General features: G+C 58.2%; 23 protein-coding genes and 1 rRNA gene. 17 read left to right on the forward strand and 7 right to left on the reverse strand.

Annotation, left to right across the window (positions count from 1 at the left end):
- Window positions 1-9 precede the first annotated feature (9 nt).
- From rrf to E4633_RS20085, 3 genes are all read left to right on the forward strand, one after another.
- Window positions 10-126 (forward strand): 5S ribosomal RNA (gene rrf, locus E4633_RS20075).
- A gap of 214 nt (window positions 127-340) precedes the next feature.
- Window positions 341-697 (forward strand): hypothetical protein, encoded by a 357-nt coding sequence (locus tag E4633_RS20080; RefSeq protein WP_135873098.1) that lies wholly within the window; start codon window positions 341-343, stop codon window positions 695-697.
- A 16-nt stretch (window positions 698-713) separates the two neighbouring features.
- Window positions 714-1,601: a L,D-transpeptidase family protein gene (locus E4633_RS20085; protein WP_135873100.1), complete on the forward strand. Its 888-nt coding sequence runs from the start codon at window positions 714-716 to the stop codon at window positions 1,599-1,601.
- Window positions 1,602-1,662: 61 nt separating this feature from the next.
- Here E4633_RS20085 and E4633_RS20090 read toward each other — a convergent pair whose 3' ends face one another.
- Entirely contained in the window at window positions 1,663-1,977 is a 315-nt protein-coding gene (locus E4633_RS20090) for a cytochrome C (RefSeq protein WP_135873102.1), read from the reverse strand.
- 721 nt (window positions 1,978-2,698) lie between these two features.
- Between E4633_RS20090 and E4633_RS20100 the strand changes: the two genes are divergently transcribed.
- Both E4633_RS20100 and E4633_RS20105 read left to right on the forward strand, forming a co-directional pair.
- A complete protein-coding gene (locus E4633_RS20100) occupies window positions 2,699-3,157 on the forward strand; it encodes a response regulator (protein WP_135873106.1) in 459 nt (152 codons plus the stop codon).
- Window positions 3,154-4,698 carry a SpoIIE family protein phosphatase gene (locus tag E4633_RS20105; protein WP_135873108.1) on the forward strand — a complete coding sequence of 515 codons (1,545 nt, stop codon included), beginning with the start codon at window positions 3,154-3,156 and terminating at the stop codon, window positions 4,696-4,698. Before E4633_RS20100 ends, E4633_RS20105 begins: the two co-directional genes overlap by 4 nt.
- 35 nt (window positions 4,699-4,733) lie before the next feature.
- Here the strand turns inward: E4633_RS20105 and E4633_RS20110 are convergent, their stop codons facing one another.
- Window positions 4,734-5,150 (reverse strand): secondary thiamine-phosphate synthase enzyme YjbQ, encoded by a 417-nt coding sequence (locus tag E4633_RS20110; protein WP_135873109.1) that lies wholly within the window; start codon window positions 5,148-5,150, stop codon window positions 4,734-4,736.
- A complete protein-coding gene (locus E4633_RS20115; RefSeq protein ID WP_135873111.1) occupies window positions 5,092-6,000 on the reverse strand; it encodes a D-alanyl-D-alanine carboxypeptidase family protein in 909 nt (302 codons plus the stop codon). The genes E4633_RS20110 and E4633_RS20115 overlap by 59 nt, the downstream gene beginning before the upstream one ends.
- Before the next feature lie 143 nt (window positions 6,001-6,143).
- Here E4633_RS20115 and mutL point away from each other — a divergent pair, with 143 nt between their 5' ends.
- The 4 genes from mutL to E4633_RS20135 all read left to right on the forward strand — a co-directional run bounded on the left by mutL (window position 6,144) and on the right by E4633_RS20135 (window position 10,814).
- Window positions 6,144-8,081, forward strand: coding sequence for a DNA mismatch repair endonuclease MutL (gene mutL / locus E4633_RS20120; protein WP_135873113.1), 1,938 nt, complete (start codon window positions 6,144-6,146; stop codon window positions 8,079-8,081).
- Between the two features lie 6 nt (window positions 8,082-8,087).
- Entirely contained in the window at window positions 8,088-9,011 is a 924-nt protein-coding gene (gene miaA, locus E4633_RS20125) for a tRNA (adenosine(37)-N6)-dimethylallyltransferase MiaA (protein ID WP_135873115.1), read from the forward strand.
- Between the two features lie 12 nt (window positions 9,012-9,023).
- The gene (gene hfq, locus E4633_RS20130) at window positions 9,024-9,248 is read left to right on the forward strand and encodes an RNA chaperone Hfq (protein WP_012529414.1); all 225 of its coding nucleotides are present in this window, start codon (window positions 9,024-9,026) and stop codon (window positions 9,246-9,248) included.
- Window positions 9,249-9,515: 267 nt separating this feature from the next.
- The gene (locus E4633_RS20135; RefSeq protein WP_135873117.1) at window positions 9,516-10,814 is read left to right on the forward strand and encodes a DUF512 domain-containing protein; all 1,299 of its coding nucleotides are present in this window, start codon (window positions 9,516-9,518) and stop codon (window positions 10,812-10,814) included.
- An 82-nt stretch (window positions 10,815-10,896) separates the two neighbouring features.
- On the opposite strand, the gene E4633_RS20140 is transcribed toward E4633_RS20135, so the two are convergent.
- Window positions 10,897-11,991, reverse strand: coding sequence for an AAA family ATPase (locus E4633_RS20140; RefSeq protein ID WP_135873119.1), 1,095 nt, complete (start codon window positions 11,989-11,991; stop codon window positions 10,897-10,899).
- Window positions 11,992-12,289: 298 nt separating this feature from the next.
- Here E4633_RS20140 and E4633_RS20145 point away from each other — a divergent pair, with 298 nt between their 5' ends.
- The 5 genes from E4633_RS20145 (at window position 12,290) to E4633_RS20165 (ending at window position 16,171) form a co-directional block, all read left to right on the forward strand.
- Entirely contained in the window at window positions 12,290-13,084 is a 795-nt protein-coding gene (locus E4633_RS20145; protein ID WP_135873121.1) for an amino acid ABC transporter substrate-binding protein, read from the forward strand.
- Window positions 13,085-13,147: 63 nt separating this feature from the next.
- Window positions 13,148-14,167 (forward strand): ABC transporter permease subunit, encoded by a 1,020-nt coding sequence (locus tag E4633_RS20150; protein ID WP_135873123.1) that lies wholly within the window; start codon window positions 13,148-13,150, stop codon window positions 14,165-14,167.
- Window positions 14,154-14,933 carry an amino acid ABC transporter ATP-binding protein gene (locus tag E4633_RS20155; RefSeq protein WP_135873125.1) on the forward strand — a complete coding sequence of 260 codons (780 nt, stop codon included), beginning with the start codon at window positions 14,154-14,156 and terminating at the stop codon, window positions 14,931-14,933. Before E4633_RS20150 ends, E4633_RS20155 begins: the two co-directional genes overlap by 14 nt.
- Before the next feature lie 189 nt (window positions 14,934-15,122).
- Window positions 15,123-15,851, forward strand: coding sequence for a BON domain-containing protein (locus E4633_RS20160; protein ID WP_135873127.1), 729 nt, complete (start codon window positions 15,123-15,125; stop codon window positions 15,849-15,851).
- Window positions 15,848-16,171: a transcriptional regulator gene (locus E4633_RS20165; protein ID WP_135873129.1), complete on the forward strand. Its 324-nt coding sequence runs from the start codon at window positions 15,848-15,850 to the stop codon at window positions 16,169-16,171. The genes E4633_RS20160 and E4633_RS20165 overlap by 4 nt, the downstream gene beginning before the upstream one ends.
- Here the strand turns inward: E4633_RS20165 and E4633_RS20170 are convergent.
- Both E4633_RS20170 and E4633_RS20175 read right to left on the reverse strand, forming a co-directional pair.
- Window positions 16,168-16,599 carry an archease gene (locus E4633_RS20170; protein ID WP_135873130.1) on the reverse strand — a complete coding sequence of 144 codons (432 nt, stop codon included), beginning with the start codon at window positions 16,597-16,599 and terminating at the stop codon, window positions 16,168-16,170. The two genes, E4633_RS20165 and E4633_RS20170, sit on opposite strands and share 4 nt — an antisense overlap.
- A gap of 10 nt (window positions 16,600-16,609) precedes the next feature.
- On the reverse strand, window positions 16,610-17,521 hold the full coding sequence (locus tag E4633_RS20175) for an RtcB family protein (RefSeq protein WP_281276800.1): 912 nt from the start codon (window positions 17,519-17,521) through the stop codon (window positions 16,610-16,612).
- Window positions 17,522-17,669: 148 nt separating this feature from the next.
- Here E4633_RS20175 and E4633_RS20180 point away from each other — a divergent pair, with 148 nt between their 5' ends.
- On the forward strand, window positions 17,670-19,127 hold the full coding sequence (locus E4633_RS20180; RefSeq protein ID WP_135873133.1) for an RtcB family protein: 1,458 nt from the start codon (window positions 17,670-17,672) through the stop codon (window positions 19,125-19,127).
- 211 nt (window positions 19,128-19,338) lie between these two features.
- On the opposite strand, the gene E4633_RS20185 is transcribed toward E4633_RS20180, so the two are convergent.
- Entirely contained in the window at window positions 19,339-19,659 is a 321-nt protein-coding gene (locus E4633_RS20185) for a helix-turn-helix domain-containing protein (RefSeq protein ID WP_135873135.1), read from the reverse strand.
- 209 nt (window positions 19,660-19,868) lie between these two features.
- Here E4633_RS20185 and E4633_RS20190 point away from each other — a divergent pair, with 209 nt between their 5' ends.
- Both E4633_RS20190 and E4633_RS20195 read left to right on the forward strand, forming a co-directional pair.
- Window positions 19,869-20,402 carry a hypothetical protein gene (locus E4633_RS20190; RefSeq protein WP_135873137.1) on the forward strand — a complete coding sequence of 178 codons (534 nt, stop codon included), beginning with the start codon at window positions 19,869-19,871 and terminating at the stop codon, window positions 20,400-20,402.
- 21 nt (window positions 20,403-20,423) lie between these two features.
- Window positions 20,424-20,795: a hypothetical protein gene (locus tag E4633_RS20195; RefSeq protein WP_135873139.1), complete on the forward strand. Its 372-nt coding sequence runs from the start codon at window positions 20,424-20,426 to the stop codon at window positions 20,793-20,795.
- Window positions 20,796-21,233: the final 438 nt, after the last annotated feature.

The following is a 21,233-nucleotide window of genomic DNA, read 5'->3' on the forward strand; positions in this document are numbered from 1 at the left end:
GAAGAGTTTCTCTGTGGCAATGCCGAGAGGGCCACACCCGTTCCCATCCCGAACACGGAAGTTAAGCCTCTCTGGGCCGATGGTACTGCATTGGTAACGATGTGGGAGAGTAGGTCGCCGCAGGGAACTTAATAGAAAAGCCCCACTGGATATCCCAGTGGGGCTTTTCGCTTTCCTGCCTTCTACCAAGCTGTCATGGCGGACCCGCCGCCGGCGGCCCTCTTACCCCCTGCCGTCTCCCTCTCCCGCAGATCAAAGCGCTTCCTCCTGTACCGTGTCGTTGCATTCCGTCGGCCCCCGGCTAAAATGTGGGCTGGTCAATTCTTGGGGGAGGTGTCTCATGGGAAACTTATGGCTCGTAATCCCGTTGTCGGTGCTCCTGGCTGGCTGCGCCAGCAAAGGTTATGTCGAAAGACAGATCGATCCGGTGTCATGCCGGGTGGACGTCCTCGAGTCGAAAATGGGGGCAGCGGAGACGAAGAGTGCCTCTGACGAGCAGCGCCTCAACGCGCTGGAAGCGAGGCTTGCCACCATCGAGGGGCAGGTAAGCCAGGCGCAGCTCGCCAACAAGGCAATGCTGGACGAGGCTACCGCCAAGGCAGCCGACAGCGCCCAGAGGGCCGAATCTGCCGCATCTTCGGCAGCACAGTCGGCGGAACGGGCGCAAAAGATCTTTGAACTAGGGCAGAAGAAGTAGCCTGCACGGCACTCCGATGCTTCGTCCCCTCGCCAGGTTGATTACTTCCCTTGGTCTTGTAGCCCTTGCAACTACAGCGGCGCAAGCGCCGGTTGATGCCGTCTACTATGACGGCTACCTCGGAAAAGTCTTCCAGTACCGGGTGCGCGAAGGCGAGTCGCTTTTGGAGATTGGTCGCCGCTTTGACCTGGGCTTCAACGAAGTAACCGCCGCCAACGTAGGCGTCGACCCCTACATGCCTTTTCCCGGCACTTTAGTTACCATCCCGACAGCGTGGATTCCGCCCGAGTTGTCTCCCCGCCCCTCGATCGTGGTCAATCTGGCTGAACTCCGGTTGTACTTTTTCCCGAAGGACCCTGCCGACCCACTCCTTTCCTTCCCGATAGGTATCGGAGATGAAGGGACCGATACACCGCTTGGCCTTTATACGGTGGATCGGAAGTCACTCAACCCTTCATGGCACGTACCTGCCTCCATACTGCAACAAAGGCAAGATCTCCCGCCCGTTGTCCCTCCCGGCCCGGAGAACCCTCTGGGAACCCGAGCCCTGCATCTCGCAGGTAACGACATCCTGATTCATGGCACAAACCGCCCCTGGGGGATTGGCAGACGTTCGAGCCACGGATGCATCAGACTCTATCCGGAAGATATCGTGCGGCTGTTCGAATGCGTGGGGAAAGGGACGCAGGTGCCTATCGTGAACCGCCCCGTCAAGGTTGGCCTGAGAAAGGGCAAGGTCTTCCTGGAGGTGCACGGGGAAGGGAATTACCAAGCAGAGCCCGGCGAGGTCCTGCACCAGATGGCGCGGCTTGATTTGCTGGCGAAGATTGACATCGGCCTGGTGGTCAGAGCGGTTTCCGAGAAGAGAGGATATCCTGTTGAGGTGACCTCGATCCGACGATGATCAAGGCATGGTCTTTCCGACGGAGGTGGCATCCCTCCATCGGAAAGGTCCGTTGTAGAAGTCACTTCTTTGGTTTCAGCGGGCTTTGCTTGTAAAAAATCCCAAGGACGCTCTGCTCATCAGCGGTGAGCTTCACCCCTTTGAGTTCCATTCTGTGTTGGATCTTTTGCATGTCCTTGCCCGCGGCAATGGCGCTCTCGATGCGCTCTGCGGTATGGCATGAGACGCATTTCTTGTCTATTACCAGGTGCGCTTCCTTGAACGTACCGCCAGTCACGGCGCCCAGGTCCTTACCTGACGAGGGGAATTGTGCGGCAAGTACAGTCCCGGCGTAAATGAGTGTCGCAGCAGCTCCCAATGCAATCGCATGTCTCATTGCAACTCCTTTGTCACGGGTGTTTTGAAACTGATATGACTCAACATATATCAGGTTTTCTGCGAATTGCTCAGTCTGCTTCTCATTTACTTGTTCTTGACAGCAAATGTGAGAGGTCTATTATCCAAAAAGCGCCGCTCGTTAGCATCTACTCACCGCCGGGGTTAAGCCGAGGTGACAGTGCCGGCCTGAGACCATAATTCTCTTTTCAGGAGGTCGTTATGGCAGTGCAAGCAGCAACTACTGTGAGGATGTTCGGAGCCCTGCATGGTATCAGAAGGGACCGCGGGTTACCTTCAGTGGTCGATGTGGACATCCCCGCTGACGGTTGTGCTGCCAGCGCGATAGCTGTAGCGCTGGAACTGCCCCTGAACCGGATTGACGGAGTTTTTATAAACCACAGGGTATATCCACTGGACCACCTGGTTCTCCCCGGTGATCGCGTTGCCTTCATCCCCGTCGGGGTGCCTGGCGGATCGGGGTTATTCAGCAGGCCTGTCTGTCGCTAGTTCATCTTCCACCACTTTCCTGCATGGCTCCACCTGTCTTTGCGAGCCTCGTTCATCTGTCTTCCAAGTCAGCCGTACGACCTTTCCTGAAACGAAGTGACAGCGGCTTGGTGAATCGCTTTGAAGACGTGGTAAACTCTGTCTGTTCACGGGACAGCCTATCCGGCCGATGCTCCTAATCATCTGACATGACAGACACGGAGATGCGGGAAATGGTAAAGCTAAAGCGCATTCTGTTGGTGGAGGATAACGCAAACGATGCCGAACTCACGTTGGAGGCGTTGGCAGAACACAACCTCGCCAATGGAGTCGATGTTGTCAGGGACGGTGCCGAAGCTCTTGATTACCTCTACCAGAGGGGGAAATACGAAGAGTATGAGCCGGGCAACCTGGCCGTTATCCTTCTGGATCTGAAACTCCCCAAAGTCGACGGCCTTGAGGTGCTGAGCGCCATTAAGGCTGATGAAAAGCTTAAATTCATCCCGGTGGTGGTTCTCACCTCGTCACGCGAAGAAAGAGACGTCGTTGAGAGCTACCGGCTCGGCGTGAACGCCTATGTCGTCAAGCCGGTGAACTTTTCCGAGTTCATCACGGCCGTCAAGGAAATCGGTGCCTTCTGGGCCATCGTCAATGAACCGCCCCCGATGTCTTCCCGAGGTTTGAATAAATGACGCAGCGTCTGCGCATACTACATCTTGAAGACGATCCGATGGATGCCGAGCTGGTTTTAATGGCGCTCAGCGCGGAAGGTGTGGATTGTGAAGTCGAGGTGGTATCTCGGCGTGAGGAGTTCCAGAATGCTCTGGAGCGGGGGGGGATGGATCTCATCCTCGCCGACTTCGCCCTCCCGGCCTTTGACGGTATGACGGCCCTCGCCATGGTGCGGACCAAGCTTCCCGACCTTCCCTTTGTCTTTGTGTCGGGCAAACTGGGCGAGGAAGCGGCGATCGAGTCCCTGAAAAGCGGCGCGACGGACTACGTGCTGAAAAGCCGGCTGTCTCGACTGGTCCCCGCGGTGCAGCGCGCGCTCACCGAGGCGAAGGAGCGGGCGAAGCAGCGGGAGACCGAACGGGAACTCGAGGTGGCCCACGCTGAGATTGAGAAAAGGGCCGAGGACTATCGGAACCTCTTCAACAGCATCCGGGACGTGATCGTGGTGTCCAATCACCACCGGACCATACTGCATGTGAACCAGCCAGCCCTGCGCGAGATCTTCGGATACGACTCCGAAGAGGTAATCGGCAAGAGCAGCAGGATTCTCTACGCAGACAAGCGTGACTACGAAAGCACCGGTAAAGAGGTGTTCGATGTACAGACCCCGGTGAAAGGTGCGCTATCGGAACTCCACTTCCGCAGAAAAAACGGCGAGGTGTTCATCGGCGAACTCTTCGCCATGAAGCGCCTGGACCGCTTCGGCAAGGTCACCGGCAACATATCCATTTTCAGGGATACAAGCGAACGCAAAAAAGCGGAGGCAGACCTCCGCGAGAGCGAGTTGCGCCGCATGCAACTGCAGATGGAGCTCGTCTACGCGGCCGAGATCCAGGCGAAGCTTTTACCACGTTGCTACCCGCAGATCCCGCACTTCGAGATGGCCGCCCGGTGCCTACCGGCCAAGCAGGTTGGTGGGGACTTCTACGACTGGCAGCAGGTGTCACCGGCGCTGTTCAATCTGACCCTTGGGGACGTGATGGGGAAGGGGATGGCGGCGGCCATGCTCATGGCGACCGTTCGGGCGGCGCTGCACGCGGTCACCCTGTACAACCAGCCCGCCCAGGCCGTGCATCTTGCCGAGAGGGCGCTCAACGAGGACCTGGAAAATTCAGAGAGCTTCGTGACCCTCTTTCACGCACAGCTCGACTCTGGCACGAGGACTCTCTCCTTTGTCGACTGCGGCCACGGCTACGTTTTTCTCCGGCGCGCGAACGGGAAGGTGGAGACACTGTTGCCGCGGGGGCTCCCGCTCGGTGTGAAAGGGGAGGAGATCTACCAGGAAGGCAGGATTCGCTTCGGGAGGGGGGACGTCATGGTCCTTTACAGCGACGGCCTGGTGGATGCGAAGCCGCAACTGGAACTGACCCACGAACTGATCGCCCGGCAACTGGCCGGCAAGGAGAGCGCCCTAGAGATGGTGGACAGCCTGATCGCCCTGACCGACAAGCCGGACCCGCAGCCGGACGACATAACCGTACTGGTGCTGCGAGGGCTGTAAGCCCCCGCGCCGGGTGCCGACCGCCTCGACCTCTCCTACTCGCCGATGATCTTGATCAGCACGCGCTTTCTCCGCATGCCGTCGAACTCCCCGTAAAAAACCTGCTCCCAGGGACCTAGATCCAGCTTCCCGCCCGTCACCGCAACGACAACCTCGCGCCCCATGATCGTCCTCTTCAGATGAGCGTCGCCGTTATCCTCGCCCACGTTGTGCCGGTAGCGGCTGTGCGGCTTTTCCGGGGCGAGCTCTTCCAGCCATTGCTCGAAGTCCTGGTGTAGCCCGCTTTCGTCGTCGTTTATAAAGACGCTGGCGGTGATGTGCATGGCGTTGCAAAGCAGCAGCCCTTCCCTGATGCCGCTTTCGGCGAGAGCCGCCTCTAAATCGCGGGTGATGTTAACGAACCCCCGTCTGCTCTTGATCTGGAACCACAGTTCCTTCCGGTGGTGCTTCATCTGAACTCCTTGTTTGTACGGTCTCCGCCCGCTTGGTAGCGCGTTGCGGTGAGCCGGCGGCGAAGGCTGCGTCAAGCAGGGCCGGGGCCGCCTTCCAGCGGTTGGGTGAATGCATGATGACCAGGAGCACCTTGCGGTCCTCGCGCTCGGCGATCGCCACGAGGCACTGTCCGGCGTTGGGTGTGGTGCCCGTCTTCACGCCGACGGCGCCGGGATAGCGTCCGATCAGCCTGTTCTTGTTTCTGAAGTAGAAGCTCCGCCTGCCGTCGACGGTCGAGATGCGCATGTTTTGCCGGGCGACAAGTCTCGCGAAATAGGGTATCCGCATACCCGCCTCGGCGAGGCGGGCGAGGTCGTGGGCGCTCGAGTAGAGCCCGGCGCTGTCGTGGCCGCAGGCGTTACTGAAGCGGGTGTTTTCGAGGCCTAACGCCCGGGCGCGCGCGTTCATCTGTAACACGAAAGTTTTCTGATTACCACAGGCGTGATCGGCGAGGGCCCGGCATGCGTCGTTAGCCGAGGCGATAAGGGTAGCGGCAAGCAGGTCACGCACCCTGAACTTCTGCCCACTGCGCAGACCTATCCTGCTCCCGGTTTCGCGGGATGCCGCACGGGAAACGGTGACCACGTCGTCCAGGTCGCAGCGCTCCATTACGACGAGGGCGGTCATCATCTTGGTGAGGCTTGCGGGCGCGCGCCTTAGAGAGGCGTTACGCTGGCGGTAGATGTGCCCGTCGATCTTCAGCAGATAGGTGGGGGCGGGGTAGCTTGATGCCGCGGCTGCGGGGGGGGAGGGGACGCAGACCAAAAGGAAAAGGATGAGAACTGGCTTTATTGGTGAGAAAATTTTCATCCTGCACGTTATAGCATCCTTTGCAGGTGCCGCAACGCGCAAGCCGGCGGCTCCGCCTCACGGAGCAATCTTGAATTTACAAACCGTCGCCGGTTAAGGTATCTTGGCTCCTTCGATTAACAAGATGGCTGTGAGGGACGACATTGGCTACAAAGATCCGCATTCTTCCTGAAAATCTCACCAACAAGATCGCCGCCGGCGAGGTGGTGGAGCGTCCCGCCTCCGTCGTCAAGGAACTGGTGGAAAACGCGCTCGACGCCGGTTCGAAAGAGGTGACGGTGGAGATCGAGTCCGGCGGCAGGCGGCTCATCAAGGTCACCGATTCGGGGAGCGGCATGTCCCGCGAGGACGCCCTGCTCGCCCTCGAGCGCCACGCCACGAGCAAAATCGCCAGCGACGACGACCTCTTTTCCCTGACCACCCTTGGTTTCCGCGGCGAGGCGCTGCCGTCGGTCGCCTCGGTGTCGCGTCTCACCATCGCCACCCGCACCGCGGAAACCCTGGAAGGAGCGGAGATCTACGTCGAAGGGGGGCGCATCAAGGAGGTCAAGGAGTGCGGCATGGCCTCGGGGACGGTGATCGAGGTGCGCAACCTCTTCTTCAACACACCGGCGCGCCTTAAGTTCATGAAGAGCGCGGAGACCGAGGGGGGGCACGTGGGCGAGCTGTTGACCCGACTGGCCATCTCCCGCCCGGACGTCCGCTTCACCTACAAAAACGACGGTAAGGTCGTCTTCCGTGCTCTCGACGCCGACCTTAAGGAGCGGGTGGCGACGCTTCTTGGTCGCTCCATCGCTTCCTTTCTCTACCCCGTCTCTTACGAAGACGGGGGCGTAACGGTAAGCGGACTGGTGGCGGCGCCCGAGTGCAGCCGCAGCGCGGCAAGCCATCTCTACACCTACATAAATGGCCGCTTCATCAAGGACAAGGTGGTGCAGCACGCCGTTCTCCAGGCCTACCGCAACTTCATGGAGCGCGGACGCTATCCGGTGGTTGCGGTCTTCATCGATATCCCTCCCGGCGAGGTCGACGTCAACGTGCACCCGACCAAGCACGAGGTGAGGTTCAGACAGCAGGGGCGTGTGCACGACGCGATCCAGTTCGCCGTGGAAAGCGTCCTGAAACAGACGCCGTGGCTGAAACGTCCTGCCGCGCCGGACGCTGCGCGCCCGGCGGAGACGCAAGCCGCGGCGGCGACTACGGCGACGAGGCCGCTTTGGACGCAGGCGGCGCCTCCCACTCAGGCTGCCCCGCCGAAGCAGGAGCGCTTTGAGGTACCCGCGGCGGCTCCCGCGCTGGAGCAACCGGCACCGTCGGTCAGCGAGGCCAAGGTGGCGGAGATTCGCGAACTGCTCACCGGGTACCAGGCGAAGCCTCAGCCCGCCCTGCGGCAGCAGTTACACTTCCCTTCCCAGTCGGAAAAGCCGCAGTCTGCACCCGAGCCCCCGGTCGTGCCGCAGCCGATCAAGGAAGAGGAGGCGGAAGGCGGCGCGCCCGGGTATTTCTCCTCCCTTGCCGTGATCGGCCAGTTCAACGCCTCTTACATCCTGTGCCAGCGGGGCACGGACCTGGTGCTCATCGACCAGCATGCGGCCCACGAGCGCGTTGCCTTCGAGAGACTGAAGGGGGAGTTTTCCGGGCGGGCGGTCGACAGCCAGGGGCTTCTCTTCCCGGAGACGCTGGAACTCTCCTTCAAGGAGTCTGCGGTACTCATGGAACATCTGGAGGAGTTGCGCCGACTCGGCTTCTCCTTCGAAGAGTTCGGCGGCAACACGTGGCTTTTAAACGCCGTGCCGCAGCTCTTGGCAGGGAGTGACTACCTGCGTACCGTGCGCGACATCCTGGAGGAACTCTCGAGCCTGAGTCGCAGCCGCACCTTCACCGACGTGCAGGAGGATCTGCTGGCGCGTATCGCCTGCCACAGCGTGGTGCGCGGGCGGCGCTCCTTGAGCGCCCAGGAGATTGCCGCTCTCTTCAGGCAGATGGATGAGACCGACTTTTCCAGTAACTGCCCGCACGGCAGGCCGGTCATGCAGACGCTCACCCTCTCCGAGGTCGAGAAGATGTTCAAGAGGGTGTAGCGGGGCATGACGGAGACTGCGAAAAAGAAAATCAAGCTGCTTGTGATCGGCGGCCCGACCGGTTCGGGGAAGAGCGATCTGGCCCTTAGGCTTGCGGAGGAGATCGGCGCCGAGATCGTGAACGCGGACTCGATGCAGGTCTACCGGGGCATGGACATCGGCACAGCGAAGCCTAGCCCCGAGGAACTCGCCCGCGTGCCGCACCACCTGATCGACATCGTGTCGCCGAACCAGGACTTCACCGCGTCGGAGTTTCGGTGTGCCGCCACCGCCGCCATCGAGGACATCGACCGGCGCGGCAAGAAGGCGATCGTCGTCGGGGGGACCGGTCTTTACCTGCGTGCCCTCTTGGAGGGGCTGCTCGACTCCCCGACCGGCGACCCGGAGCTGCGCCGTCAGTTCGACGATGTCCCGGGGGAGGAACTGCACCGTCGCCTGCTGCTGGCAGACCCGGAGACCGCGGCCCGGCTGCACCCAAACGACCGGGTCCGCCTGATCCGCGCCCTCGAGGTCTACCTCCAGACAGGTCGGCCCATCTCCGCGTTTCGTGCCGAGCATGGCTTTTCCGGTGCTTACTTCGATGCCTTCAAGGCGGCCATATCAGTGGAGCGCCAGGAGCTGTACCGCCGCCTCGAGCTCAGGGTGGAGCGGATGATAGCCGCCGGGCTCGTGGACGAGGTGAAAGGTCTCCTCGCCTCAGGGTACCGCCGCGACATGAAGGCCATGCGCTCTATCGGCTACAAGGAGATTTCCGCCCATCTGGATGGAAAAATTACGCTGGATGAAGCAGTTACGCTGATAAAGAGGGACACGAGGCGTTACGCTAAGCGGCAGATGACATGGTTTGCCAGGGAAAATGAAATTTATTGGCTTGAATATCCTACAGGTTTTGCTAGTATCCTTGGTCATGTGATTGAATTTTTTGGGTAAAGGAGCGGAATCATGCCGAAAACGCCTTTTAACATTCAGGACCAGTACCTCAACCAGTCCCGCAAGGAGCGTGTAAAGGTCCTGGTGCAGCTCATGTCCGGCGAAAAGCTGGAAGGGCATATCAAATCCTTCGACAATTTCTCCGTGTTGATGGAAGTGCACGGTGATATTCTCATCTACAAGCATGCGATCTGCAGCATCACCTCGGTAGACGGTGTATTCCGTCTGCACCAGTAGTTCAATAACCAGGGAAAAGCCACAGCAGAACCATGCGGCGCGGACCGAGATCCATCGGTGCGTCCCTTCCGGTTCACCGAAGTCCTCTCCCCAACCGGCCCGTTAGGGCCGGTTCGTTTTTTATCTGTTGCCAAAAACCTACTTCTCCTCCTATCATTAAGCCTGCATGCGCGCCGCCTGCTCCGCCCTGCGCCGAGAGAGCGGCAGTTTTCGCAGCCGGAAATACCTGCGTCTGCTGCAAGGCATGCACATCACAGGAGGAACCCCATGTCAGGGCTTACCATAGACCGGATCACACCGGGAAGCATAGCGGATGAGCTGGAGCTCCAGCCCGGTGACCGGCTCGTTGCGGTGAACGGTCACCAACTGCGAGATGTTATCGACTACAACTTTTACGCCGCGGACGACGAGCTCGAGCTGCAAGTTGAGAAGGCGGACGGGGAGCTTTGGGAGCTCGAGGTCGAACGCGAAGAGGGTGAGCCGTTGGGGCTTTCCTTCCAGGCGCCCGCTCCGGCGCGCTGCGGCAACAACTGCGTGTTCTGCTTCGTGCACCAGCTTCCCCGAGGGTTGCGCGGCCCTCTCTACGTGAAGGATGAGGATTACCGGCTCTCCTTTCTTTACGGCAACTACGTCACCATGGCGAACATCGGGCGGGCCGAGCTGGAGCGGATCAAGGAGCAGCGCCTTTCGCCGCTCTACATCTCGGTGCATGCGACGGAACCGGCACTGCGGGAGAAGCTACTCGGAAAGAGCGGCATCCTTTCCATCCTCGACGTGATCCGCGAGCTCGCCGAGGCGCGCATCACCATGCACACCCAGGTGGTACTCTGCCCCGGTTGGAACGATGGCGACGTCTTCGCGAAGACCGTCGCGGACTTGGCGGCGCTGCACCCGTGGGTGTCGTCGCTTGCCGTCGTTCCGGTCGGTCTCACCGAGCACCGCCATAATCTTCCACCCTTGGCGCCGGTCACCAAGGAGTTCGCCGCCGCCTTTGTGGGGGAGTGGTTCCCGCAGTCGCAGCTCCTCGAGGAGCGCCTTGGTGCGCCGTTTCTCTTTCTGGCCGATGAATTCTATATAAAGGGGGAGGTTCCTTTCCCGGACGTGGCGAGCTACGGCGACCTGCCGCAGTTGGAGAACGGCGTCGGGATGATACCGCTTTTCCTCTCCGAGGCCGATCAGGTGCTGCAGGAGGCCGAAAAGCTGAAGTCGGGACGCTTCACCGTGGTGACCGGCGAGTCCCCGTACCGCTTCCTCGCGGAGTTCCTGGAGCGCCTCTCCGGTGCCACGGGGGTCGCCATGCATCCGGTACCGGTACGCAACCGGCTCTTTGGCCCCACCGTCACCGTGACGGGCCTCGTGTGCGGCGCCGACTTGGTGGCTGCCCTGCAGGGAGTGGATCTTGGCGACGCGGTACTCGTGCCGGACGTGATGCTAAAGGAGGGGGAGGGGGTCTTCCTGGACGACCTTAGTCTGCATGACGTTGAGCAGCAGCTGGGTGCCCCGGTCCAGGTTGTGGAGTCGACCCCCTACGGGATCTACGACGCACTGGTGGAGCGGCTCGGGTAGGTAACGAGAGGCGGTGGCAGGATAATAAAAAAGCCGGAGGGGATCCATTCCCTTCCGGCTTTTCTCTTGTGGACTTCTTTTCCTAGCGGCTCATCGCGTCGATCGCCTCAAAGTCGAAGACGCTTTCGGCGGTGGACTGGATCAGGCTGATCTTCTCCACGTCGTCCGCGGTCATCTTCGAGACGTGCTCGGTCAGGGTGAGGAAGGCGTCGGCCGTGTTCTGCGAGGTGCGCAGGTACGGGATGTTGCTGTCATCCAGGATCTTCTGGGTGATGGCGGATACCGGCGCCGAGCCAGGGATGACCATCCCCGCCAGCTTGTGCCGGTAGGCCGGGATGTTGTACAGCGCCGACGCGGTGACGATGAGCTCGTCGCGCGAACTGGTGGTGATGAGGAGCGTCGAGTCCTGCAGGGTGTCGATGACACGCTGCGACGAGGCGGCGCCCAACTGGATGTGGTTGATGATCCGGTTCTTCCCGTCCTGATCCCCCTGCAGTGGCAGTTTCAGAAGCTTGGAGAGGTCGAGGAGGGTCGGATTCGCCAGGGTGCGGGAGTAGTCGAAGGCACCGGCGACACGCTGCTGGCGGCTTTCGAAGAAGGTCCGCAGGAACCCGAGCGTCTCTTCGCGCTTGGCGGAGAGAAGCTTGTTCACGAGGACCAGCTTCACGTCGGCACCCTGCTGCTGGAACAGGGAAAGGTTCAACTGCACCGAGTCGATGACGCAGCCGATGCCGCCCGCGGCGACCATGATCACCGGCGCATCGAGCGTCCTCGCCACCTGAGCGTTGTTGATGCCGACCACCGAGCCCACGCCGCCGTGTCCGGACCCCTCGATGATGAGGAAGTCGTTCTTCGCCTCGAGCTCGCGGCACGCCTTCTTGATCGCCTCAAGCGGCGCTTCGGGCGCGATCTCGCCGGAGAGGTACTTCTTCGTGTACCCCTTGCCGACGACGACCGGCGACATGAGCTTGCGGTCGGCCTCCAGGCCGTACACGGCGGCGATCAATGCGGCGTCCATGTCCATCTCGACACCGTCCAGCACGAATACCTTCGGGCCGATCGGCTTGATGAAGCCTACGCGGGCGTACTTCTTTTTCGCGAGGTGCAGCAGCGAAAGACTGATGGTCGTCTTCCCTACATGCTGTCCTGTCGCGGCTATGAAAATCTTCTTGCACATCTGGTTGTAGCCTCTTTGCAGCCCTTTCGGACGTAGTTCAGCTATTCACCCGGATTATACTGGTTTAGAAAAACGGGGGCAACATGGTATACGGTACCGCCGCGACTCTCTTCGCAACCCTTCAGCCTCCTTTCTTCTGTCTGGCCCGGAGCGCCTCCACACACTCCAGCTTCCCGTTATCTTCTTGACGGTTTAACGAGATTCTGCAATAATCCGCCGGTCCAAACGCCTGTTTGTTTACATCAAAATTTTCTAAGCTTCACCATCACCGACTACAGCAAAGAAAAGGAGCGTAAACGTGAAAAAGATCTGGGTTATCCTGTCGTCTCTGCTCGTCCTTGCCTGCGCCGTCTCGGCCTTCGCCGGCGACGGGTCCTTCAAAAGGGTGAAAAGCGCCGGTGCCATGACCATCGGGCTCGATGACGCGTTCCCCCCCATGGGCTACCGTAACGACAAGGGGCAGTTGGTAGGCTTCGACATCGATGCCGCCGAGGAAGTGGGCAAGCGTCTGGGCATCAAGATCAACTGGCAGCCGACCGCATGGGACGGCGTCATCCACGCTCTCAACTCCAAGAAGTTTGACTGCATCTGGAACGGCATGACCATCACCGATGAGCGCAAGAAAGAGGTCGCCTTCACCAAGCCGTACAAGATGGACGGCCAGGTAGCCGTGGTCCGCTTCGCCGACAAGAAGCACAAGAAACTTGCCGACCTGAAGGGCGCCAAAGTGGGCGTTCAGAAAGGTTCCTCCGCCGTCGAGGCGGTCAAAAAGCTTCCCGCTGCCGCAGGCGAAGTGCGCGAGTACGAGGACAACCCGAAAGCGCTGCTCGATCTCGAGTCCGACCGTCTTGACACCGTCATCATCGACGACGCAACAGGCCGCGACTTCATCGCCAAGCGCCCGGGCAAGTTCCGCATCCTGCCGGGCAACATCACCAAGGAGCCGTTCGGCGTCGCCTTCCGCAAGGAAGATGTCGAGCTGCGCGAAGCCGTTCAGAAGACCCTCGATAAGATGGTCAAGGACGGCACCATGGCGAAGATCTCCAAGAAGTGGTTCGGTGAGGACATCACCAACCCCAAGAAGTGGAAATAGTTAACCGTTTTCCCCTCCCCCTCGCGGGGAGGGGAAGAGTCACAAGTCCAGTCAGGTGTGCCGATGAAATTCTTTAACGGCAGGATTGCCAAAAGGTCGATCCTGCTTTTTTCATGCGTGCTGCTCTTCGCAGCCTCCATCTGTTTTGCCAAGGATTACGACCAGCTTTTCACCGAAGCCAATGACGCGATGGCTCAGGGTGACCTCCCCGCCGCCATCTCCATCCTGAAAAAGGTGGAGTTCGAGAAGGGGGACGATAGCGGTGCCTTCGTCAGGAGCAGGATGCAGATCGCGCGCCTGCAGTTCGCCCTGAAGGACATGAACGCCGCCAGCGCCGCCGCCAAGGAGGTGCTCGCCGTATACCCCGACAACAGCGAGGCGCTCAATTTCATGGCCTCGGTGCAACAGGAGCAAAAGCCCAGGTACAAGGTGTTCATCGAGGACTGCCTCCGCTTCCTGCCGCAGCTGTTGAAGGGCGCGGTGATGACGATCACCCTGGTGGTCTGCATCATCCTGATCTCTCCCGTCGGCGGGCTCCTCATCGCGCTCGGGCGCATCAGCACCTTCAAGCCGGTCTCCGGTCTTTGCTGGTTCTTCATCTGGCTCTTCCGCGGCACGCCGCTTCTTCTGCAGCTCTTCTTCATTTACTACGGCCTTCCGTCCCTCGGCATCACCTTCAAGCCGTTCACCGCAGCCATCCTGGGCCTCGGGCTCAACTACTCGGCGTACCTGGGCGAGATCATCCGCGGCGGCATCCAGAGCATCGAGCACGGGCAGATGGAGGCCGCTAAGGCGATCGGCATGACTTACTGGCAGGCGATGCGCCGGGTGATCATCCCGCAGACCTACAAGCGGCTCATGCCCCCCATCGGGAACGAGTTCATCGCGCTCATCAAGGACACCGCTCTCGTCTCCACCATCGCCATGGTCGAGTTGATGCGCTCCGCGGACCAGATGTTCAACGCCTACTTCAACGTGACCGCGTTGATCCTGGCGGCGCTCATCTACCTGCTCTTCACCACCATTTTCACCTTCATCTTCGAAAAGATCGAGATTCGGGCCGGCATCTATGAAAACCGCTAACCAACCGTTGTTAAGCCTCAAGGGGATCACCAAGCAGTTCGGCTCGCTCACCGCCGTGAACGGCGTCGACCTGGACGTCTGCCCGGGGGAGATCGTGGTCATCATCGGCCCCTCCGGTTCCGGGAAATCGACCCTTTTGCGCTCGATCAACTTCCTGGAGGAGATCGAGGAGGGGACCATCCTCTTCGAGGGACAAGAGATCGGTTACGTGACCAGCAAGCACGGGCGCCGTCACCTGGACGCGCCGCACAAGATATGCGCGCTGCGCTCCGAGATCGGCATGGTGTTCCAGCACTTCAACCTCTTCCCGCACATGACCGTCCTCGGCAACGTAATGGAAGGTCCGCTCACCGTGCAGAAGAAGAGCCCGCAGGAGGCGCGCGCGATCGCGATCGACATGCTGGCCAAGGTCGGCCTCTCCGACAAGCGCGACGTCTACCCGGCGACCCTCTCGGGGGGGCAGAAACAGCGCGTCGCCATCGCCCGGGCGCTTGCCATGCGTCCGAAGCTAATGCTCTTCGACGAGCCGACCTCCGCGCTCGACCCGGAACTGATCGGCGAGGTGTTCGATACCATCCGCGACCTCGGCAAGGAAGGGATGACCATGATCATCGTCACGCACCAGATGGGGTTCGCGAAGGAGATGGCGGACCGGGTCATCTTCATGGAGAAGGGCTCCTTCGTCGCCCAGGGGACCCCCGAGGACTTCTTTGCCAACCAGATGGAACACGACCGCATCAAATCCTTCCTGAACCGCATCCTCTAAAAAGCCGGCGGCAGCGACCCTGCCGCCGTTTTCCGCTATCCGCACTCCACTCCTTTTGTTCGACAACCCCCTGCCGCGTGCTACAATCTTCCCGTTGTCGCCTGGCCTATTATTAATGCACCGAAGCAGTGCGTCACATGGGGACCTGGCTCCGTGCTCTTTCACGGGCAGCCGGGAAAGGGGGAGAACATGATTAGAGCGGAAGAGGTTATCGGAACCATTCGTGCCGCCTTGGAGAGGGAAGCACGGGTGAACCTGCACGGGCACCCCATCGAGCTTGCTTTCGCCGACGGCGTGGTCACCATCTCGGGCGAGGTCGGTGGGATCGCCGCGAAGAAGCTCGCCCTCGAGATCGCCGCACGTCCCGCGCCGGTCACCGGCATCGTGGACCGGCTGCGCGTCGAGCCCTCCGAACCGATGGAGGACGGTGCCATTAGGGACCACGTCTGCAACGCGCTTTCCAGCGAGCCGGCCTTCATGCAGTACGCCGTCCAGGCGGTGGTGAAGCAGGAACTGGAGGAGGTGCGCGGCACCGCGCAAAGAGGGCTCGAGCGGGTGATCGAGGTTGAGGTCACTGACGGTGTCGTCGTCCTGAACGGCAGGGCCGAGAGCGTGTCGCACAAGCGTCTCGCCGGCGTGCTCGCCTGGTGGGTCCCCGGCAGCAGGGACGTGGTGAACGGGATCGAGGTCTGGTCCGACACCGAGGAAAACGACGAGGAGCTGGTCGACCTGATCAGGATCGTCCTGGAGAAGGATCCCCTGGTGAACGCCTCGCAGATCACGGCGCGCAGCACGGAAGGGGTCGTTACACTCGAGGGAGCCGTGCCGACGCCGAACAACAGGAGGGCCGCCGAGTCGGACGTATGGTACGTGCTCGGCGTGAACGAGGTGGTGAACCACCTGGTGGTAACCGGGTGAAGGAGCGACCGAAAGAGCCCTTCGTCCCGGCGCGGCGTCACGAGACCCTGCGCCGGGAGCTGGTTGCGCTGCTACGGGGGGAGACGCTCACCGCGAAGGAGCTCTCCGGCATGGTGGGGATATCCGAGAAGGAGGTGCTGGAGCACCTCGAGCATATAAAAACCGCACTCCATGGCAAGCTGGTGGTAACCCCGTCCCGCTGCCTGGAGTGCGGTTTTTCCTTTCAGAAAAGGGAACGTGTGAAAAAGCCGGGGCGCTGCCCGGTCTGTCGCAGCGAACGTATCGTGGATCCCGCCTTTAGCGTCGAGGCGGGGGATTAGACGTCCAGCACCACCGTCGCCCGCCACCCCTTGGCCACCTTTTCCAGCTTGTAGCGGAGCATGGTGACCGCCTTCACGTCCGTGTTCATCTGGTGCCGAACGACGTCGATCTCTTCACCGGACAGCCTCGCCCGCAACACGAAACCGCCGTCCGCGGGGGCCACGCTCACCTCGGTGGGAAGCAGCAGCAGTCGCCTCGCGTCCTTGTAGAAGATGAGCTCGTTCAAAAAGTCGAAGAGGAGCATCTCCTCGTTTTCTTCTTCCAGTTTCACCTCGAGCGTCTGCGCCGGACGCACCTCGCTCAGGTTCTCCACCATGACCTGCATGGTCGCCCGCCCCGCCTCTTGGAAGAGTTCCTCCAGGGTCGGCGCCCAGGCGTCGAAGGCTACGTCGGCGTGCGCTATGTCCCCGCGGTATGCAAACGGCATATACCCTCCGCTACCCCTTGATGTTCCCGATCGGTACGAGACGCGCGACGCGCTTACTGAGCCCGGCCAGCTCGGTCGCCGCCACCACCTCGTCGATGTTCTTGTAGGCGGGGCCCGCTTCCTCGGCGAGCCCGCCGAAGGAGTCGGTACGGACGTAGATGCCGCGCTGTTCCATGTCGCGCTGCAGCTTGTCCCCCCGAAAGCTCTTCTTCGCCTCGTGCCGGCTCATGGTCCTGCCGCTGCCGTGCGCCGTGGTGAAAAAGGCGTCCGCGCCGCTGGACATGCCTGCGAGGAGGTAGGAGCCGGTCTCCATGCTCCCTCCGATGATCACCGGCTGCCCGGTCTTCTCGTAGCATTCCGGCAGGCCTTCCCCTCCCGGAGGCCAGGCGCGCGTCGAGCCCTTGCGGTGCACCAGGAACTCCTTTTGTGTACCGTGCACGGCGTGCCGTTCGAGCTTCGCCGTGTTGTGCGCCACGTCGTAGACCATGCGCAGGCCGAGCTCGTCCGGAGAGGCGTGAAAGACGTCCGAGAAGACCTCCCTGATCCGGTGCAGGATCACCTGTCGGTTGGCAAATGCCATGTTGACCGCGCACTTCATGGCGCTGAAGTAGGCCTGTCCCTCCGGGGAATGGAAGGGGGCGCAGGCGAGCTCCCGGTCGACGATTTTTATGCCGTACTTTCTTTCCATGACGGAGAGGAAGAGCTTCAGGTAATCGGTTGCGACCTGGTGGCCGAACCCCCGGCTGCCGCAGTGGAACATGATGACGACCTGGTTCGGGACGGCTGTGAGCCCGAAGGCATCGGCTAACTTACGGTCCATGATGTTTTCCTGGCGCACCACCTGGATCTCGCAGTAGTGGTTGCCTCCCCTTTTATTTAGAAAAAAAAATTCACGATTGCAAGTGTGTGTGTAGATACTCACTCCTTATCGTGAAATTCACGATTAATATTCAAGCGGAAAAAGTTTAGAAAATATGGTTTGAGGGCAGCCGACCGATACCGGTGTTGCAAACTGCGCAGAACTCACCAACCCTGTTATAATAGATTAACATATTGCAAGGAGGTGGAGTATGGCCTTTCCGCATGACATCAAAAAAATCTCCCCGACGGTGTGGGAGTTGCCTGTTCATTACAAAGAGGGGATGCTGGTTCCTGCGCGGATATACGCAACAGAAAAGCTCTTGATGGCCATGGATGAAGGTGTGTTTGAGCAAGTGAGTAATGTCGCCTGCCTTCCTGGTATTTTGAAGTACGCATTCTGCATGCCAGACGGCCACTGGGGATATGGGTTTCCAATAGGTGGAGTGGCAGCAATGGATCCTGTGACAGGAGTAATCTCTCCTGGGGGAATTGGGTTCGATATTAATTGCGGTATGAGACTGGTGTTGACAAATCTAACGCACGAGGAAGTCGCCCCGCGTATACATGAACTCGTCGATGCCTTGTTTAATCGAATTCCGACTGGGGTGGGATGTAAAGGATTTATCAAGGTTTCCCAAAGCGAGTTTAGAGATGTTCTTGAAGAAGGCTCCAAGTGGTGCCTGAAAAAGGGATTTGCACGACCTGAAGATATTGAAGTGACAGAAGAAGGAGGATGCTTTGCAGGTGCTGAGTCATCTTCAATAAGTGATAAGGCAATTGAACGTGGAATAGACCAAATTGGAACTCTCGGTTCAGGTAATCACTATTGTGAAATACAAGTTGCAAAGGATGTGAATGTTTTTGATGAAATAATAGCAAAAAAATTTGGGTTCACTGTTCCAAATCAAGTTGTAGTAATGTTTCATTGTGGAAGCAGAGGCTTTGGACATCAGGTCGCTACGGACTACTTAAAATTATTCCTACAGGTAATGGGCAGCAAGTATAAAATAAATATTCGAGATAGGGAATTAGCTTGTGCTCCCTTCCATTCTAAGGAAGGTCAGTTATATTTTTCAGCTATGAAGTGTGCAGTGAATATGGCATTCGCCAATCGTCAGGTGATTTTGTACAGGATAAGAGAAGTTTTTAGCCGCATTTTTAGCAAAAGCCCAGAAGACTTGGGCATGGATATGATATATGATGTTGCACATAATACTGCAAAATTAGAGACTCACATAATAAACGGGGCAACGAAAGAAATTTTGGTTCATAGAAAGGGATCAACCCGTGCTTTTGGCCCAGTAATGGAGGGAATTCCTTCTGTTTACAGGGAGATAGGGCAACCAGTAATCATCGGCGGTAGCATGGAAACGGGCTCTTACCTCCTTGCAGGTCTTGAAACTGGTGCGGAGACCTTCTATACCACGGCCCATGGAAGTGGTCGCACCATGAGTAGGCATGAGGCAAAAAAAAACGTAAGGGGGAAGAAGCTTCAGCAGGATATGGAGGCGAGGGGAATTTATGTCCGTACCGATTCTTGGGGCGGTTTGGCTGAGGAGGCAGGTTCAGCATACAAAAATATAGACGAAATTGCTGAGTCAACAGAATTGGCCGGGCTGAGTAGACGTGTGGTTAAACTGGTTCCTATTGGGAATATAAAAGGTTAACTCGAACTTCACGGTCCACTGTGTGCTGTTGGGATGGTGCCTCCGGTGGTTGTTGTGGGAATCCTCCTGGGGCTCTTAAGACCAAGCCTGCCCAAATAACGGATCCTGGGACAGTGCTACCGCTCCCGGACTCTGTGGTAAGATAGGGGACACTGATGCCAGGATGTTGAGCTTCTCCAGCTGAAACCATTCCCTCGCCCCCAAGCGGAGATTATCTCATGATTGCCTTTGTAACTTTGAAGACCAATCTTAATTTTTCCTCCGATGCGTCCTTCAACAGATCTTCAACGGAAGATACCTTTAAGGTTTCCCCTTGCAAATGATCGTAATCAAAGAAATCTTTTAGCTCGACCTCTAATGTCCTGGCCATCTTCTCCAGCGTATCCAGGGACGGGTACGTAGCCCCGACCTCAATTCTGCTGACGAAGTTGGTGGCAATGCTAAGCTTCTCCGCCAAATCAGCTTGCGACAGACCTTCACTCCTTCTAATCTCTTTTATCCGTGCACCAAGCAGTTGCTTTGTCGATTTCATTAATCCCCCAGGGAAAAGTGAAATCTTAATGCTTTCTCTCTTGCTTTAGAACAACCTGTTGGGTTGTAAAACTTGCAAAAAATATAACTGAGAGGTATAGTTTGAGCTTGAGACAGCCCAGACCGCCTCCCCACTCGCGAGGCTACTGTGCGCATTTTTCCGCCACGTCGGATGGGCAGTTGCTCTGAAGGTGGTAAACGAGGTCGTCAATGCCGTACGTGGATAAGGAAAAGCAGCGGAAGTTTTGTCGTGAGCATTTGCAGAAAAAGAAGCAGGAAAATCCTAAGTGGCATATGGAGTTAAAGAGACGCCATAAGCAAAAACGGCAAGTGATTCATGATATAGTGGACCATATTAAAAGGAGCTTTGGTTGCCTTTTGTGTGAAGAAAAAAATCCCAAGAAGCTTCAGTTTCATCATGTCCTGCCAGAGTTAAAGGAAGTAACAGTAGCAGAGTTGATCAGCAAGAGGTCAAAGCTGATCACCATTTTAAAAGAAATTGATAAATGCGTCTGTGTCTGCGTCGCTTGTCACCGCCTCTTGCAGTCCAATCTGACTTTCGTTCATGGGGTCATGAGAAATGAAGGGTGGTACACAGACTGGGGTCTTCACGAGGCGCTATGGTGGGCAGATTCGCACCCTCAATACCGGATGAGAAAGCCGGAGTTTTTAGAGATCATTAAAGCCGTGATTAGAAATTCACAATTGCAGGATCTGAAAAAGTTCAGGCTCTTGGCTCCATAAGCTTTGTAACTGGAGAGAGATGTGGCTACTAATAAAGCTGAGCAGATCAAAGAGATAGTTAAAGCAAGCATTTGGGCGACGCCATCTGTTGCAGATCAGCCGTCAGTTCGACTCGTGCGTTGGTCGGTTATGCAAACAACTGAAGGGCATCAGCATTTTGTAGGTTACAACGTGGATGGTCGTGAAGGTAGAGTGAGTACGGAAATCCAGTGCTTCAATCCGAAAACGGCACAAGGCTTAACCCGATCAGGCAGAATATATCAACTCGTTGGGCCAGCAGGCCACGATTCTGACGGGTTATGGGTATGGAACAACCTGGCAAATGCGCGGAAACTGCAGTGGTGGGACGTTACCGAGGAATTTCAGCGTCTGCTACGTGATGAAGCAGAATAGTGAAAACAGAGATGCTGTTCAGAAGGAGATGATTTGTTCGTCGTATTAACAATCGCCAGAGTAGTGCGCAGTTCCGCGGGAAACCACAATTGGGTGTTATGTGAACTCAGGCACCCCTGCCCACACACGTGAATGGAAACACGGTAATATCCCTGCAAGGCCTTCTTTCATAACTGCAAGTTAACACGGACATGCCTTACCTCGAGGGCAGTTTTACAAATCGCTGTAGATTGACATGGAGGAGTATATGGTCCTATCCTTAGTCATTTCCAAAGCTGATTGCCAGAACGAAGCAAGAATTACCTCGGGTTCCGACCTTAGGGAGATTCTTCTTTTTTTGAATTTTTTGGGTGCTGATTGCTGGCAATTATACGATAAGGGCACAACGAGATTAGAATCGAACTTATCAGAGGTCTATGTGGCGATCGGTCCACTCAA

The organism is Geomonas terrae, assembly GCF_004791675.1.
Lineage (GTDB): Bacteria > Desulfobacterota > Desulfuromonadia > Geobacterales > Geobacteraceae > Geomonas > Geomonas edaphica.

What these genes read in the sequence shown, in the direction of transcription:
- E4633_RS20115 (WP_135873111.1), bottom strand. Translation starts at nt 6,000, where the DNA reads ATGAAAATTTTCTCACCAATAAAGCCAGTTCTCATCCTTTTCCTTTTG.
- E4633_RS20160 (WP_135873127.1), top strand. Translation starts at nt 15,123, where the DNA reads ATGATTAGAGCGGAAGAGGTTATCGGAACCATTCGTGCCGCCTTGGAG.
- E4633_RS20105 (WP_135873108.1), top strand. Translation starts at nt 3,154, where the DNA reads ATGACGCAGCGTCTGCGCATACTACATCTTGAAGACGATCCGATGGAT.
- E4633_RS20110 (WP_135873109.1), bottom strand. Translation starts at nt 5,150, where the DNA reads ATGAAGCACCACCGGAAGGAACTGTGGTTCCAGATCAAGAGCAGACGG.
- E4633_RS20190 (WP_135873137.1), top strand. Translation starts at nt 19,869, where the DNA reads ATGCCGTACGTGGATAAGGAAAAGCAGCGGAAGTTTTGTCGTGAGCAT.
- E4633_RS20080 (WP_135873098.1), top strand. Translation starts at nt 341, where the DNA reads ATGGGAAACTTATGGCTCGTAATCCCGTTGTCGGTGCTCCTGGCTGGC.
- E4633_RS20135 (WP_135873117.1), top strand. Translation starts at nt 9,516, where the DNA reads ATGTCAGGGCTTACCATAGACCGGATCACACCGGGAAGCATAGCGGAT.
- E4633_RS20140 (WP_135873119.1), bottom strand. Translation starts at nt 11,991, where the DNA reads ATGTGCAAGAAGATTTTCATAGCCGCGACAGGACAGCATGTAGGGAAG.
- miaA (WP_135873115.1), top strand. Translation starts at nt 8,088, where the DNA reads ATGACGGAGACTGCGAAAAAGAAAATCAAGCTGCTTGTGATCGGCGGC.
- E4633_RS20185 (WP_135873135.1), bottom strand. Translation starts at nt 19,659, where the DNA reads ATGAAATCGACAAAGCAACTGCTTGGTGCACGGATAAAAGAGATTAGA.
- E4633_RS20150 (WP_135873123.1), top strand. Translation starts at nt 13,148, where the DNA reads ATGAAATTCTTTAACGGCAGGATTGCCAAAAGGTCGATCCTGCTTTTT.
- E4633_RS20100 (WP_135873106.1), top strand. Translation starts at nt 2,699, where the DNA reads ATGGTAAAGCTAAAGCGCATTCTGTTGGTGGAGGATAACGCAAACGAT.
- E4633_RS20155 (WP_135873125.1), top strand. Translation starts at nt 14,154, where the DNA reads ATGAAAACCGCTAACCAACCGTTGTTAAGCCTCAAGGGGATCACCAAG.
- E4633_RS20170 (WP_135873130.1), bottom strand. Translation starts at nt 16,599, where the DNA reads ATGCCGTTTGCATACCGCGGGGACATAGCGCACGCCGACGTAGCCTTC.
- E4633_RS20180 (WP_135873133.1), top strand. Translation starts at nt 17,670, where the DNA reads ATGGCCTTTCCGCATGACATCAAAAAAATCTCCCCGACGGTGTGGGAG.
- E4633_RS20090 (WP_135873102.1), bottom strand. Translation starts at nt 1,977, where the DNA reads ATGAGACATGCGATTGCATTGGGAGCTGCTGCGACACTCATTTACGCC.
- E4633_RS20085 (WP_135873100.1), top strand. Translation starts at nt 714, where the DNA reads ATGCTTCGTCCCCTCGCCAGGTTGATTACTTCCCTTGGTCTTGTAGCC.
- hfq (WP_012529414.1), top strand. Translation starts at nt 9,024, where the DNA reads ATGCCGAAAACGCCTTTTAACATTCAGGACCAGTACCTCAACCAGTCC.